14 protein-coding genes, 1 pseudogene and 1 riboswitch are annotated in these 14671 nt (G+C 74.4%); of the genes and pseudogenes, 7 read left to right on the top strand and 8 right to left on the bottom strand.

What is annotated here, in order from left to right; translation table 11 throughout:
- Positions 1-379: 379 nt before the first annotated feature.
- The 3 genes from EAO70_RS21530 to EAO70_RS21520 form a co-directional block, all read right to left on the bottom strand.
- Positions 380-790: a DUF3040 domain-containing protein gene (locus EAO70_RS21530; RefSeq protein ID WP_148004489.1), complete on the bottom strand. Its 411-nt coding sequence runs from the start codon at positions 788-790 to the stop codon at positions 380-382.
- A gap of 272 nt (positions 791-1062) precedes the next feature.
- Positions 1063-1851 (bottom strand): class I SAM-dependent methyltransferase, encoded by a 789-nt coding sequence (locus EAO70_RS21525; protein ID WP_148004488.1) that lies wholly within the window; start codon positions 1849-1851, stop codon positions 1063-1065.
- A 140-nt stretch (positions 1852-1991) separates the two neighbouring features.
- Positions 1992-2447 carry an SAV_6107 family HEPN domain-containing protein gene (locus tag EAO70_RS21520; RefSeq protein ID WP_187284032.1) on the bottom strand — a complete coding sequence of 152 codons (456 nt, stop codon included), beginning with the start codon at positions 2445-2447 and terminating at the stop codon, positions 1992-1994.
- 53 nt (positions 2448-2500) lie between these two features.
- Here EAO70_RS21520 and EAO70_RS40425 point away from each other — a divergent pair.
- The 6 genes and pseudogenes from EAO70_RS40425 to EAO70_RS21490 form a co-directional block, all read left to right on the top strand.
- A pseudogene (locus EAO70_RS40425) lies at positions 2501-2581 on the top strand (SAM-dependent methyltransferase); the annotation flags it as partial.
- Positions 2582-2629: 48 nt separating this feature from the next.
- Positions 2630-3565, top strand: a complete 936-nt coding sequence (locus EAO70_RS21510) for an ATP-binding cassette domain-containing protein (RefSeq protein WP_148004487.1) — start codon at positions 2630-2632, stop codon at positions 3563-3565.
- Positions 3537-5633 carry a YhgE/Pip family protein gene (locus EAO70_RS21505; RefSeq protein ID WP_148004486.1) on the top strand — a complete coding sequence of 699 codons (2097 nt, stop codon included), beginning with the start codon at positions 3537-3539 and terminating at the stop codon, positions 5631-5633. The genes EAO70_RS21510 and EAO70_RS21505 overlap by 29 nt, the downstream gene beginning before the upstream one ends.
- 43 nt (positions 5634-5676) lie before the next feature.
- On the top strand, positions 5677-6285 hold the full coding sequence (locus EAO70_RS21500) for a TetR/AcrR family transcriptional regulator (RefSeq protein ID WP_055604150.1): 609 nt from the start codon (positions 5677-5679) through the stop codon (positions 6283-6285).
- A gap of 324 nt (positions 6286-6609) precedes the next feature.
- On the top strand, positions 6610-7257 hold the full coding sequence (locus EAO70_RS21495) for a DUF4126 domain-containing protein (protein WP_148004485.1): 648 nt from the start codon (positions 6610-6612) through the stop codon (positions 7255-7257).
- Between the two features lie 42 nt (positions 7258-7299).
- Complete coding sequence (locus EAO70_RS21490) at positions 7300-8742, top strand: phytoene desaturase family protein (protein ID WP_187283975.1); 1443 nt, start codon at positions 7300-7302, stop codon at positions 8740-8742.
- Positions 8743-8783: 41 nt separating this feature from the next.
- On the opposite strand, the gene EAO70_RS21485 is transcribed toward EAO70_RS21490, so the two are convergent.
- The 5 genes from EAO70_RS21485 to EAO70_RS21465 all read right to left on the bottom strand — a co-directional run bounded on the left by EAO70_RS21485 (position 8784) and on the right by EAO70_RS21465 (position 13226).
- Positions 8784-9626, bottom strand: a complete 843-nt coding sequence (locus EAO70_RS21485; protein WP_148004484.1) for a hypothetical protein — start codon at positions 9624-9626, stop codon at positions 8784-8786.
- Between the two features lie 54 nt (positions 9627-9680).
- Entirely contained in the window at positions 9681-10595 is a 915-nt protein-coding gene (gene metF / locus EAO70_RS21480) for a methylenetetrahydrofolate reductase [NAD(P)H] (RefSeq protein WP_148004483.1), read from the bottom strand.
- Positions 10596-10723: 128 nt separating this feature from the next.
- Entirely contained in the window at positions 10724-11386 is a 663-nt protein-coding gene (thiE, locus tag EAO70_RS21475) for a thiamine phosphate synthase (RefSeq protein ID WP_148004482.1), read from the bottom strand.
- A gap of 171 nt (positions 11387-11557) precedes the next feature.
- A complete protein-coding gene (locus tag EAO70_RS21470) occupies positions 11558-11923 on the bottom strand; it encodes a helix-turn-helix domain-containing protein (RefSeq protein ID WP_148004481.1) in 366 nt (121 codons plus the stop codon).
- A 106-nt stretch (positions 11924-12029) separates the two neighbouring features.
- Positions 12030-13226, bottom strand: a complete 1197-nt coding sequence (locus tag EAO70_RS21465) for an NAD(P)/FAD-dependent oxidoreductase (RefSeq protein ID WP_261993044.1) — start codon at positions 13224-13226, stop codon at positions 12030-12032.
- 133 nt (positions 13227-13359) lie between these two features.
- Positions 13360-13473: riboswitch (TPP riboswitch) on the top strand.
- Between EAO70_RS21465 and thiO the strand changes: the two genes are divergently transcribed.
- Positions 13471-14671, top strand: a 1201-nt coding sequence (gene thiO, locus EAO70_RS21460; RefSeq protein WP_261992976.1) for a glycine oxidase ThiO, incomplete at its 3' end; no start/stop codon positions are given. It overlaps the preceding riboswitch by 3 nt.

Raw genomic sequence — 14671 nt, 5'->3', positions numbered from 1 at the left:
GCAACTGTTCCGCTGGGGCGGAACGGGTGGGCACAACGGGCGGCACCCTCAGCGGCGCCTAGGCTTCCGTGCCTGAACCCGCACCACCAGTGCGGTGCACCGAAACCGCCGGGCACGGCAGCCAGGGCCGTAACCCTGCGCAGCGCACCACGGGTGCGGGTTCAGGCACGGAAGCCTAGGCCCGGCAAAGGGTGCCGCCCGTTGTGCCCACCCGTTCCGCCCCAGCGGAACAGTTGCCCACAACGAGGTGGCGGCGCCCACGCCTGGGCCCGCAGCCGAGTGCGGGCCCCATGACGAAGCCCCGCGGGTTCCGCGTTCGCGCGGACCCCGCAGGGCTCGTCTCACGTCTCGTCGCGCGGGGCCTCCGCTCAGGGGGCCGTCAGTGGCCGCCACCCTGCTGCTCGTCGCGGCGGCGCTGCCACCGCTCTTCCATCCGGTTCATCATGGAGCGTCGCTGCCGGGTCTGACGGCCACCGGCCGCCGTCCCGCCTCTGGTGGCCTGCTGCTGCTCACCCGGCTTGGGCGCCTTGCGCCATCCGGTGACCGCCAGGACCGCGCAGCCCAGCATGACGAGGAATCCCACCACGCTGATCCAGATCTGCTGTGCGACCATTCCGGCCATGAGGAGCGCGATACCCACCAGGAAGCCGGCGACTGCCTGGTAGACCCGTCGCCGGGTGTACGTACGCAGTCCGCTTCCCTCGAGCGCTGTCGCGAACTTGGGATCTTCGGCGTACAGCGCTCGCTCCATCTGCTCGAGCATTCGCTGCTCGTGCTCCGAGAGCGGCACGGAGTCCTCCTAGTCGTCGGTCGCGGGGGCGACCGGTTTGCGGCCCTTTCAGGATAGGCAGGGAATCGCCCCCGTGAAACCCGCCCTCAATGCCGAATAGCCAATCCGGGCCGCCATGCGGATCGGTTGCTGAGGCGTTGATTCCCCAGGCCCTTCTCCGTCATGCCGGATGCTGTCCCCCGATCATACGGGGCAGAGCCGGTTCTCGGGCGGGCTGTGGCGTACTCCATGGAGCGCCGCGTCCCGCACCGCCGAACGGGTGGCCGTCCAGCTCAGGCGCGCTTCTCGCCCAGTACGTGCAGCTGGGTGGCGATGGCGTGGAAGGAGGGCAGTTCGGCCGCCGCCGCCTCCAGCTTGAGCAGGGCCTCGGCGGCGCCGGGCTCGGTGTCGACGAGGGCGCCGGGGACGAGGTCGGCGAAGACCCGGACGCCGTGGACCGCGCCGACGTCGAGGCCCGCCGTGTCGGCGAGTTCGGCGAGCTGCTCGGCGGTGAAGCGGCGGGGCACGGGGTCGCCGGTGCCCCAGCGGCCCGCCGGGTCGGCGAGCGCGTGCCGGGCCTCGGTGAAGTGTCCGGCGAGGGCGCGGGCCAGGACGGCGCCGCCGACCCCGGCGGCGAGCAGGCTGAGGCTGCCGCCGGCCCGGAGCGCGGCGACCGCGTTCCGCACGCCTTCGGCGGGGTCGTCGACGTACTCCAGGACCCCGTGGCAGAGCACCGTGTCGTAGCCCTCGCGGCCGACCACGTCGAAGAGGCCGCGGATGTCGCCCTGGACGCCGGTGACGAGGTCGGCGACCCCGGCCTCGGCGGCCCGGCGCTCCAGGGCGAACAGGGCGTTGGGGCTGGGGTCGACGACCGTGACCCGGTGGCCGAGGCGGGCGACCGGCACGGCGAAGTTCCCCGAGCCGCCGCCGGTGTCGAGGACGTCGAGGCCGTCCTTCCCGGTGGCCTCGACCCGGCGGTCGAGGGCGTCCTTGAGGACGTCCCAGACGACGGCGGTACGCAGGGAGGCGCGCGACGGGCGCGAGGTCGCCTCTCGACCGAAGACAGGGGAAGGGTCCGGCACGGCTGTTGACTCCTCGGTGACGGGTACGGACGCCCCCACCCTATGGCCTGGGGGGTGGCTTGCCGATCACGCCGTGGACCCGGCCCGACCGGCGGCGCCGGCCCGGGGCCCCGCGGGGGCGCCCGGGACCGGCACCCGGGTCAGCCGTCCGCCTCGTCGGCGGCCGGCTGGCGGGGCAGCACCGGCCGCAGCGCGAGCAGCCGCTCGACCAGGCGCAGGAAGGACGCGGCGTCCCGGAGCAGGTCGTCGGCCTCGCGCCGGGTGGCGGCGCCGGCGATCCCGGCCTCGGCGCGGGCCCTGCGCTCGGCTCCGGAGGCGAAGAGGGCGCTCCACTCGGCCAGCTCGGGCGCCAGCTCGGCCAGGACCTCCCAGGCGCTCCGTATCGGCTGTCGGCGGCGGGTGCCGGTCTCGGGTGTGGCCCGGGCCGCGAGCACGGCGGCGGCGGCCCGCAGGGCGGCCAGGTGGGCCGCGGCGTACCGCTCGTGGGGACGGTCGAGCGTGGCGGCCTCGGCGATGCCGGCCCGGGCCTTGGCGAGGAGGTCGACGGCGGCCGGCGGGGCGGCGGCGGCGGCCGAACTGCCCTCCTTCCACGCCATCGCCACCCAGCTGCACGTACTGGGCGAGAAGCGCGCCTGAGCCGGCGGCCGGCCTGGAGGCGGCGGCGGCCGAACTGCCCTCCTTCCACGCCATCGCCACCCAGCTGCACGTACTGGGCGAGAAGCGCGCCTGAGCGCGCAGCAGCGCCCACGCCTCGGCGCGGTCGGCGTCCGAGAGCTTCATGTCGGCGTCGTCCACGCCGAGCAGCCGGGGCCGGCCGACGAGGGCCAGCGCGATCGAGGGCCCCTCGGGCTCGGGTCGCACCTGTCTGCTGCTCGCGCTCACCGGCCGGATGAAGCCCAAGGAGGGCACCGCGGAGGTGGGCGGCCTGCCGCTGCCCCGGAAGATGGCCGCGGTGCGCCGGATCAGCGCCCTCGGGCACGTCCCCGGCGTCAGCGAGCTCGACCCGGCCTTCACGGTGGCCGAGCACCTGGGCGAGCGCGCCCTGCTCCAACGCCGCTTCGACGGCTCCGTCCGCTCGCTCCTGCGCCTGCCGTCCGAGCGGCGCGCGGCCGCCCGGGCCCGGATCGACGAGGCCGTGGCGGCCGCGGGCCTCGACCTGGCCGCCCTGCCGAAGGGCGAGCGGACGTCCGTACGCGACCTGGAGCGCCTGGAGGCCCTGCGGCTCTCGATCGCGCTGGCCCTCGTCGGCCGGCCCCGGCTGCTCGGCGTGGACGACGCCGACATGAAGCTCTCGGACGCCGACCGCGCCGAGGCGTGGGCGCTGCTGCGCTCGCTGGCCGCCTCCGGGATCACGGTCGTGGCGGTGTGCAGCGAGGCCCCCGAGGGCGAGGACGTCCTGAGGATCACCACGGTCGCCGCCGACCCGGCGGAGACCACGGCGAGGACCACGGCGGAGGCGGGCGTCGAGCCCCCCGAGGCCGACGCCGTCGACGACCCCGCCGACGACTCCCGCGCACCCGCCACCCCGTCCCGGGACACCGCACCCGCCGCCCGCCGCGCCGAGGACCGCACGGAGGACCGCGCCGAAGCCGGCCCGGGCGACGGCACCCGAGACGCCACCGAACGCGGCTCCGACGACCGCACCGAAGACGCCACCGACGACACGACCGAGGAGGGGACGGCCGATGCGCTCGCCGAAACTGGCCGCGCTTGAGCTGAAGCGCTTCGGCAGGGGAAAGCTGCCGCGCGCCGCACTCGTCGCGATCCTGCTGCTGCCCCTGCTGTACGGCGCCCTGTACCTGTACTCGTTCTGGGACCCGTACGGCAGGCTCGACAAGATCCCCGTCGCCCTCGTCAACGAGGACCGCGGGGCCACCACCGACGGCAAGCAGGTCAACGCCGGAGACGACATCACCAAGGGGCTGCTGGAGAGCAAGACCTTCGCCTGGCACCGGGTGAGCGACGCCGAGGCGCGCAGGGGCGTCGAGGACGGCACGTACTACCTGTCCCTGACGATGCCCGGCGACTTCAGCTCGCGCATCGCCTCCAGCTCGGGCGACTCCCCCGAGACCGGCGCCCTGCGGGTGCGGACGAACGACGCCAACAACTACATCGTCGGCCAGATATCCCGGACGGTGTTCTCCGAGGTCCGCACCGCGGCCTCCACCAAGTCGTCCCGGACCTTCCTGGACAAGATCTTCATCTCCTTCTCCGACATCCACGACGCCACCGCCAAGGCGGCCAAGGGCGCGGGCGACCTCAAGCAGGGCGTGGACAAGGCGAAGAAGGGCTCGAAGGACCTGGCGAACGGCCTCACCGACGCCAAGGCCGGCAGCGGCGACCTGGCCGCCGGCATGAAGAAGCTCGACAAGGGCGCGAAGGACCTGGAGAGCGGCTCCCGCAAGGTCGCCGACGGTACGCAGACCCTCGCCGACAAGGTGAACGGCACCGCCGACAAGGTCCGCCCCTACCTGGCGAACAACGGCAGGTCGATCCGGGACACCGCCCGGCTCGTCTCCGACTCCGCCACGGCCGTCCGCCACAACCTCGACGTCCTGGTGAAGCGCGCCCCGGTGATCCGTACCGCGGCCCACACCGCCGACGACGAACTGGCGAGGATCCACCAGGAGGAGTGCGAGGCGAAGCCGGACGCGGCCGCCGAGTTCCCCGCCATCTGCGACAAGCTGAAGAAGGCCTCGGTCACGGCCGGCGACGTCGCCACCATCGCGGACGACGTGCACGAGCTGACCAAGGACAGCAAGGGCGACCTCAAGACCCTCGACGCGCGGCTCGCGAAGCTGACGCGGCAGGCCGACGAGCTGGCCGCCCGCGCCCCGCACCTCGACCAGGACGTCTCGGACGCCATCCGGAAGATCAACGAGCTCAACACGGGCGCGCAGAAGGTCGCCGCCGGCGCGCAGAAGCTGCACACCGGCATCAGCGGAGCGAAGGCCGGCTCCGTGAACCTCGACACCGGCGTCGGCAAGCTGAAGAAGGGCGCGGGCGCCCTCGACGGCGGTCTGTTCAAGCTGGCCGACGGCTCGGGCACCCTGGCCTCCGGCCTGAAGGACGGGGTCGGCCGGATCCCCGACTACGACGAGCAGGACCGCGACCGGCGCACCGAGGTCATGGCCGATCCGGTGCAGCTGGCCTCGCAGTCGCTGCACAAGGCGCCGAACTACGGCACCGGTTTCGCCCCGTACTTCATCCCGCTCTCCCTCTGGGTCGGCGCGATGGTCGCCTACATGATCATCCAGCCGCTGAACCGGCGCGCGCTGGCGGCCGGCGGCTCCGCCTGGCGGATCGCCCTCGCGGGCTGGCTCCCGGTGGCGGCGATCGGCGTGCTCCAGGTCGCGGCCCTCATGTCGGTCCTGCACTGGGGCCTCGGCCTCCAGATGGCCCGCGCCGCCGGGACCGTCGGCTTCCTCGCCCTGGTCACCTGCTGCTTCTCCGCGATCATCCAGTGGCTCAACGCCCGCTTCGGCGCGGCCGGCCGGATCCTGGTCCTGGCGGTCCTGATGCTTCAGCTGACCTCGGCGGGCGGCACGTACCCCGTCCAGACCAGTCCGGGCTTCTTCAACGCCATCCACCCCTTCCTGCCGATGACCTACGTCGTCGACGCGCTGCGCCGGCTGATCACGGGCGGCGGGATCGGGCCGGTCTGGCAGGCCTGCGCGGTCCTGACCGCGTTCACCCTGGGCGCCCTGGCCCTGACCGCCGTGTCCGCCCGCCGGAAGCAGGTCTGGACGCTGGACCGGCTCCACCCCGAACTGACCCTGTGAGACCGGGCCGGTGAGACCCGCGACACCTGTGAGAATCGACTCCATGGACAGCAGCAGCACCCGACGCCAGGCCACCCGCGCGAAGCTCTACGAGGCGGCCGTCACCCTCATCGCGGAGCAGGGGTTCTCCGCGACGACGGTGGACGAGATCGCCGAGCGGGCCGGCGTGGCCAAGGGCACGGTCTACTACAACTTCAAGAGCAAGACCGAGCTCTTCGAGGAGCTGCTGCGCCACGGGGTGTCGCTGCTGACGGCCTCGCTGCGGACGGCGGCCGAGGAGACCGCCGGGCGCGGCGGGAGCCGGGTCGACGCGCTGGACGCGATGATCCGGGCGGGCCTGGTCTTCATCGACCGCTATCCGGCCTTCACCCAGCTGTACGTGGCCGAGCTCTGGCGCACCAACCGGGCCTGGAACTCGACGCTCCTGGTGGTCCGCCAGGAGGCCGTGGCGGTGGTCGAGGGGGTGCTGCGCGAGGCGGTCGCGGCCGGTGAGCTGAGCGACGAGATCGACGTCCAGCTCACGGCGGCGGCGCTGGTCGGGATGGTGCTGGTGGCCGCGCTGGACTGGCAGGCCTTCCAGAGCGAGCGTTCGCTCGACGACGTGCACGCGGCGCTGTCCCGGCTGCTGCACGGCCGGGTGGGCGGCCGCTGAGCAACCGGCCGCCCCCCACGCGTGTGCCGTGCCCCAATCGGCACACACGACACGCGCGACGCACGGCACGGCGAAGGCCGGCCGGTCGAGGCCCGATCCCCCCGAGCCCCGACCGGCCGGCCTTCGCCGTACATCCCCCGTGACACCCCCGTGCCCCGTTACGGCAGGCACACGGCCCCGGTTCCGCCGCCCCGTGTCGGCGGTCCCCGGGGCCGCGCCCCTTCCGTGGACTCCACTCTTCCGTCTCCGCGTCCGGCGCTCATCCGCGTACCTACTCATCTCGCGCCCTAGGTACGGATACTCAGACTGGTTACGATCACGGGCGTGTCGGTACTTCCCCTGGTGTTCACCAGCGGCTGGGCGAGCGGGATCAACGCGTACGCGGTGGTCCTGCTGTTCGGCGTCTTCGGCGCGACCGGGCTCACCGACGAGGTGCCCGAGTCCTTGCAGCGCACGGACGTCCTCGTCGCGGCCGGCGTGCTCTTCCTGTGCGAGGCGGTGGCGGACAAGATCCCGTACGTCGACTCGATATGGGACTCCGTCCACACGGTGATCCGGCCGATCGCGGGGGCCGTGGTCGGCGCGCTGCTTGCCGGGCAGAACGGCTCGCTGCCCGAGCTCGCCGCGGGCGCGGTCGGCGGCACGACGGCGCTGCTGAGCCACTTCGTCAAGGCCGGGACGAGGATGGCGGTCAACACCACGCCCGAGCCGTTCTCCAACGTCGCCCTGAGCCTGGCGGAGGACCTCGGCGTGGCGGCCGTCGTCACCTTCGCGCTCTTCCACCCCGTGGCGGCGGCGAGCATCGCGGGCGTCCTGCTCCTCGGGGGCCTGGTGATACTGGTCTTCCTCGCCCGGCGGATCCGGCGCTTCCTGCGCCGCAGGTCCCAGCGGCGGGAGGAGCGGCGGCTCGCCGACGCCGAGGCGCACGCCCGCGCCAGACCCCCGTCCGGGGACGGCTCGGAGCACTTCTGAGCCCGTTCGGGGCCGTCCGGGTGGCCGGATAGGGTCGCGTGCATGGCACGGATTGTGGTGATCGGCGCGGGACTCGGCGCCATGGCGGCGGCGGCCCGGCTGGCCGTGGCGGGCCACCGGGTGACGGTGTACGAGCGGGGGGCGACCTACGGCGGGTCGGTGGGCCGCTTCGCACGCGACGGCTTCGCCTTCGACACGGGCCCGGGGCTGCTGCACCTGCCGGCCGTGTACCGGGACCTGTTCGTGAAGACCGGCAAGAAGCCGCTGGAGGCCTGCGTCACGCTGACGCAGGTCGACCCGTCGAGCCGTCACGTCTTCGCCGACGGCACCCGGGTGGACCTGCCGAACGCCTCCCGGGCCGGCACGCTCGCGGCCCTGGACGCGGCGCTCGGCGTGGGCGCGGGCGAGCGCTGGGGCGACTTCCTGGTCCGGGCCCGCGAGGCCTGGGACCGCACCCGCCGCCCGCTCCTGGAGGAGCCGCGGCCCGCCGACCCGGCGCCGCTGGCCCGTGAGCCGTACCCGGCGCCGAAGGCGGGCCTGCTGCGCCGCCCGACGACGACGCTCGCGCAGATCGGCGCGCGGGAGCTGCGGGACCCGCGGCTCGCGGCCCTGCTCGACGCGTACGCGTGGACGTACGGCTTCGATCCGGCGACGGCCCCGGCCTCGGCCGCCGTCCTGCCGTACATGGAGCAGACCTTCGGCAGCTGGTCCGTGGGCGGGGGCCTGCGGGCGCTCGCCGACGCGGTGTACGAGCGCTGCCTGGAACGGCGTGTCGCGTTCGTCTTCGACACTCCCGTCGAGGAGGTCCTGGAGAAGGACGGCCGGGCCGCGGGGGTGCGGCTCGCGGGCGGCGAGGCCGTCGAGGCCGACCAGGTGGTCTCGGGCGCCCCGGTGCCCGCCCTCCACCGCGACCACGTCGTGCCCCGGCTCTCCGGCGATGCGCCGACGCCCCACCAGGCCGTCGGCACCAGTCGGGTGACGGTCTGTCTGGCGCTGCGCGGCCCCCGTGAGGCGGACGCGGTCCACCGCACCGTGGTCCACGGGGCGGGCGGGCGGCCGACGGTGACGGTGCTGCGCCCGGACGACCCGGCGCTGCGGCCGGACGCGGACCACGAGGCGGTGACGGTCACGGCGACCGTGCCCACGTCCCCGGAGCGGGACGCGGCCGGGTGGGAGGCCTTCGCCGACCGGATGGCGGAGGCGGCGGGGCAGGCGGTCCCCGGCCTGCCGGAGCGGCTGTTGTGGCGGCACGTGCGCACCCCGGAGGACGTACGGCACGACACGGGGGTGGCCGAGGTGCCGGGTCCCGCGCTGGCCGGGGCCGGCGGACGGCTGCTCCCGGCGGGCAACCCGTCCCCGCTGCCGGGCCTCTGGCTCGCGGGCGGCTGGGCGCACCCGGGCGGCGGGCTGGCCCACGCGGGCATGTCGGGGGCGCTGGTGGCGGGGTTCATCGTGGAGGGCGCGGACTTCCGCGGCTCCCGGTAGACGGCCGTGGGGCCCGGCGGAATCGCCGGGCCCCACGGTCGTCAGTAGCGGTACTGCTGCTGGTCGTCCGGGTGCGGCTCGTAGCCGTACGGTCCCTGGCCCTGCGGCTGCTGCTGCGGCTGGGGCGCCTGGTCGGTGTCGCGCTGCTGCGGGACCCAGACCCCGCCGGGCGGGGTGTCGTAGGTGTACGAGGGGGCGTACGGGTCGCTGTAGTAGGAGCCGTACTGCTGGCCGTCCGTGCCGGGGCCGATGTACGGGTCGGAGTAGGCGGCGTACTGCTGCTGGCCGGCGGCCTGGCCGTAGTCGTAGGCGGGCTGCTGCTGCTCGTACGCGGGCGCGTAGGGGTCGTAGCCGGTCGGGTGGCCGCTCTCGTAGCCGGTGCCGGGGTCCGGGGAGGCGCCGTGGGCGGGTTCCTGGCCCCTGCTGTAGACGCCGTACTGGCCGGTGTCCTCGGGCATCGGCAGGGGCTCGTAGACGGCGGTGGCCTCCGCGGCCGGGGCCTCGGCACCGTCGGGACCGGGGTACGGGGCCCCGTCGGCCTCGTCGGTCTCGTAGGAGAGGTCGGTGACCTCCAGGGTGGGCCCGGCCTGCGCGGGCGCGGCCGACCTGCGGCGGCGGCTCGCACCGGGGTTGCCGCCGAGGGCCCAGCCGGTGGAGAAGCCGCGGCGGAAGGAGAGCGTCACATAGGTCTGGCCGACGGCGAAGGCGACGGCTCCGGCGATGATGACCGCCACCAGGGACGTGAGGACGCCGAGGACCACGCCGAGGAAGCCGCAGAAGGCGAGGACGCGCCAGCGCAGCCGCGCCTTGTACTGGAGGAGCACCTCCCCCAGCAGCCACAACGCAACCACGCCGAACGCGATGTAGAGGACCGTCCACCCCATGCCCCGCCGCCCCTCTCCACGGTCACCGCCGCGGAGAAGGGCGGGTACGACCGGTCACGACTGCTGGTGCAGTCCGAGATTCTCGTAGATCTCGATCGCGGTGGAGCTGTTCAGCGTGATGAAGTGCAGTCCGGGGACACCCTCGGAGAGCAGCCGCGCGCAGAACTCCGTCGCGAACTCGATACCGATGGAGCGTACAGCGGCGGCATCGTCCTTGACGGCGAGGATCCGCTCTTTCACGTCCGCGGGGAAGTGGGCGTTGCTCAGCAGGGGCAGCCGGTCGAGCGTCTTCACGTTCACAACGGGCATGACTTCGGGGATGATCGGCGTCTCACAGCCGGCCTTGACGGCGCTGTCCCGCAGCCGCAGATAGTTCTCGGGGTCGAAGAACATCTGCGTGATCGCGTAGTCGGCGCCGGCGCGGCACTTGTCCACGAAGTGCCGGATGTCCGTGTCCCAGTCGAGGGAGCGGGGGTGCATCTCGGGGAAGGCGGCGACGCCGACGCAGAAGTCGCCCGACTCCTTGATCAGCCGGACCAGGTCGGCGGCGTACTTCACGCCCTCCGGGTGCTCGATCCAGTCGCCCAGCGGGTCGCCCGGCGGGTCGCCGCGGACGGCGAGCATGTTGCGGATGCCGGCGTCGGCGTACTGGCCGAGGACGTTGCGCAGCTCGGCGACGGAGTGGTCGACGGCGGTGAGGTGGGCGACCGGGGTGAGCGTGGTGTCGGAGGCGATCTTCTGGGTGGCCTTGACGGTGCCGCCGCGGGTGGAGCCGCCGGCGCCGTAGGTGACGGAGACGAAGCTGGGGCCGAGCGCCTCGACGCGGCGCATCGCGTTCCAGAGGACCTGCTCGCCCTTCTCGGTCCGGGGCGCGAAGAACTCGAAGGAGTACGACGTGCCGCCGGAGGCGAGGATCTCGCGGACCGTGCGGGCGCGGTCCGAACGGACGGATGCGGTACCAAGGGCCATACCGGCAGGTTAGACGGGCCGCGGGGAGCCGTGGGAGCGGCGTCCGCGTAGTGGACACCGTTTTGGACAGTCCGGGGGACGGATCGCTGGACGAAGCTCCGAGGGGCCGGCGGCCCCAGGGGGTGTCGTCAGACTCCCGGCTGCCCCGCGCGCTCGCGGACCCGCTTGGCGAGGGCGGCGGTCGCGGCGGCCGGGTCGTCGGCCTCGGTGATCGCCCGGACGACGACGATCCGGCGCGCGCCCGCGTCCAGGACCTCGTCCAGATTCGTCTCGTCGATGCCGCCGATGGCGAACCACGGGCGGTCCTGGGCAAGGCCGGCCACGTACCGCACGAGGTCGAGGCCGGGGGCGTACCGGCCGGGCTTGGTGGGGGTGGGCCAGCAGGGTCCGGTGCAGAAGTAGTCGACGCCCGGTTCGACGGCGGCCGCGGCCGCCTCGGTCTCGGCGTGGCAGGAGCGGCCGATCAGCACCCGGTCGCCGAGGATCGCCCGGGCGGCGGGCACGGGCAGGTCGCCCTGGCCCAGGTGCAGGACGTCGGAGCCGATGGCGTGGGCGACGTCGGCCCGGTCGTTCACGGCGAGGAGCCGGCCGTGCCGGCGGGCCGCCTCGGCGAAGACGGCGAGGTGCTCCAGCTCCTCGCCCGCCTCCATGCCCTTGTCACGGAGCTGCACGATGTCCACGCCGGAGGAGAGCACGGCGTCGAGGAACTCGGGCAGGTCCCCTTGGCGCTTCCGGGCGTCGGTGCACAGATAGAGCCGGGCGTCGGCGAGCAGCTCACGAGGCGTGGGCATGGGTGGTTCCCCCCGTCGGTGTCACGGGGCGGCGGCGCCCCGTGGGTGTGGCGGGGCGATACCCCGGCGGTGCGGCGCGGTCTCCCGCGCCGGTGGTACGGGGGCCGGCGGCGGCGCGGCCGGGAGGCCGGCCGCCGTCGGCACCCGCTCATGGCGTCCTGCGGTGCGGCGTCAGAGGGCGAGCGCCTGAGCGCGGCGCTTCACCTCCGTGCCGCGGTTCTCGTTGAGCGCCTGCGCGGGCGTGCCCGGCAGGCTCTCGTCGGGAGTGAAGAGCCACTCCAGCATCTCCTCGTCGGTGAAACCGTCGTCCCGCAGCACGGTCAGGAGCCCGACGAGACCCTTGACGATCCTGTCCTCCTGGATGAAGGCGGCGGGTACCTGCAGGGCGTTGTTCTCTCCACGGCGCACGGCGATGAGCTGGCCTTCCTTGATCAGCTGCCGCACGCGCGTCACCTCGACATCGAGCATCTCCGCGATGTCGGGCACATAGAGCCAGGCGGGGACGAGCGCATCGATCTTCACGTCAATCTCGGTCACAGGACAAGCCTGCCATCCCGGACTGACAGCCGGTAGTCGGGGCCCAGGCCGTCTCTTCCGGATCRTGCCTGACCCGCACCGCCCGGCAYGATCCGGAAGAGACGGCCTAGGTCACCGCCGCCTTGAGGGGGACGGCGGGGTCCGCGGCGCGGGTGGGGTCGACGGCGGTTCCCGCCTCGATGAGCCTGCGGCCCTGAGCCAGGTCGCGGGGGCGGCCCACCGCGAGCAGGGCCACCGGGACCCCGGCCCGGAGCCACAGCACGGACCAGGCCTGCTCCGCCGGGTCGCCGCGCCAGAGCAGCTCGTCCGCGTCGGCGTGGTGGCCGGCGAACTGGACGAAGCGGCCGAACTGCTCGGACCAGAAGTACGGGACGGGGTCGTACGGCCCGGGGTCCTCGCCCGCGTCCGCCCCGGTGACCGTCGCGGCGATCGTCGCGGCGACGGATCGGGGGCCCTGGAGCGCGTTGTCCCAGTGGTGGACGAGGAGGCGCCGCCCGTAGCGGGCGGAGGGGAAGGAGGCGCAGTCCCCGACCGCGTACACGTCGGGCAGGCTGGTGCGCAGCCGCTCGTCGGCGGTGACGGCGCCGCCCGGGTCCAGGGCGATCCCGGAGCCGGTGAGCCAGCCGGTGGCGGGGCGGGCCCCGATGCCGACGACGACCGCGTCGGCGGGCAGCTCGCGGCCGTCGGCGAGGACGACCCGGCCCGGTGCGCCGGGCTCGACGGCGTGGACGCGGGCGTCGGTGAGGAGTTCGGCGCCGTTCTCCCCGTACCACTCGGCCATGGGGGCGGTGACCTCGGCGGGCAGCGCTCCGGCGAGGGGGCGGTCGGCGGCCTCGACGACGGTGACGGCGCAGCCGGCGGCGCGCGCGGCGGTGGCGAACTCGGCGCCGATCCATCCGGCACCGACGACCACGACGTCGTGGCGGCGCTCCAGGACGGGCCCGAGGCGCACGGCGTCGTCGAGGGTCCGCAGCAGATGGACCCCGGGGACGCCGTCGGTGCCGGGCAGGGTGACCGGCTGGGCGCCGGTGGCGAGGACGAGGGCGTCGTACGCGACGGGTCCGGCCTCGGTGTCGATCTCGTGGTCGGCGGCGCSCAGCCCGGTGACGTCGAGGCCGAGGCGGAGCTCGATGCCGAGGTCCTCGAAGTCCACGTCGAATGCGGAGTCCTCGGCCTTGCCGAGCAGGACGGCCTTGGAGAGCGGGGGCCGGTCGTAGGGCTGGTGGGGCTCGGCCCCGATGAGGGTCACGGGGCCGGTGAAGCCCCGCTCCCGCAGGGCGACGGCGGTCTGGACGCCCGCCATCCCGGCGCCGACGATCACGACGTGCTGCTGTGCATGCTTCTGCTCGCTCACCCGACCACCTTACGCATCTGACGGGTCGTCAGGAAGGGAGGGGTCTGCGCCCGGCCCGGGGCGGAAGCTAGTGTGTCGGGCGTAAAGCACTCGCGGGAGCCCGGACGCACCGGGCTGAGAGGGAGGCTGGGACGGCCTCCGACCGTACGAACCTGATCCGGGTCATGCCGGCGAAGGGAGGGGCTGGACGCCCATGCGTTCTTCCGAAGTCCACACGCCAGGGGACCGCGCGCCAGGGGACCGCGCGCCCGAAGTCCGCGCACCGGCGGAGCACCCGTCCGAGGACCGCTCGCCCGAGGACCGCCCGTCCGGGGACCGCCCGCCCGGAGCCGGGGCGCCTGACGCCGCCGGGCCGGTCGACGTCCGCGCCGGGGACGGCCGCGGGAGCGACGTCCTCGTGATCGGGGGCGGCATCATCGGTCTGGTCACGGCCTGGCGGGCGGCCCGGCGCGGCCTGCGCACCGCCGTCGTCGACCCGGCCCCGGGCGGCGGCGCCGCCCACGTGGCGGCCGGGATGCTCGCCGCCGTCACCGAACTGCACTACGGCGAGGAGACCCTCCTCGGCCTCAACCTCGCCTCCGCCGCCCGCTACCCCGCCTTCGTCGCCGAATTGGAGGAGGCCACCGGCCACGACGTCGGCTACCGCGCCTGCGGCACCCTCGCCGTCGCCCTCGACGCCGACGACCGGGCCCACCTGCGCGAACTGCACGCCCTGCAGAGCCGCTGCGGACTCGCCTCGGAGTGGCTCAGCGGCCGCGACTGCCGCCGGCTCGAACCGATGCTGGCCCCCGGCGTGCGCGGCGGGCTCCGGGTGGACGGCGACCACCAGGTCGATCCGCGCCGGCTCGCCGCCGCGCTCCTCGTCGCCTGCGAACGGGCCGGGGTGGTCTTCCACCGCTCCCTCGCCGAGCGCCTGACGGTGCTGCGGGACCGGGCGCGCGGAGTCGTGCTCGCCGGAGGCCGGGAGCTGACGGCCGACCAGGTCGTGCTCGCCACGGGCAGCCTGAGCGGCCGCCTCGCGGGCGTGCCGGACGAGGTCCTCCCGCCGGTGCGCCCGGTGAAGGGCCAGGTGCTGCGACTGCGGGTGCCGGCCCCGTACGCCCCCTTCCTCTCCCGCACGGTCCGGGCCGTCGTCCGGGGCAGCCACGTCTACCTGGTGCCCCGCGAGAACGGCGAACTCGTCGTCGGCGCCACCAGCGAGGAACTCGGCTGGGACACCACGGTGACGGCAGGCGGGGTGTACGAGCTGCTGCGCGACGCCCACGAGCTGGTCCCCGGGCTCACGGAGCTGCCGCTGACCGAGACCCTGGCGGGTCTGCGCCCCGCGTCCCCCGACAACGCGCTCCAGGGCCCCCGATCCGTCGCCGCGACGATCGCCGCGACGGTCACCGGGG

Origin of the sequence: Streptomyces sp. adm13(2018) (genome assembly GCF_008042145.1) — a bacterium.
Taxonomy (GTDB): domain Bacteria; phylum Actinomycetota; class Actinomycetes; order Streptomycetales; family Streptomycetaceae; genus Streptomyces.
Note: the sequence above shows the minus strand (reverse complement) of the source record. Positions and strands in the feature narration are given on the sequence as shown.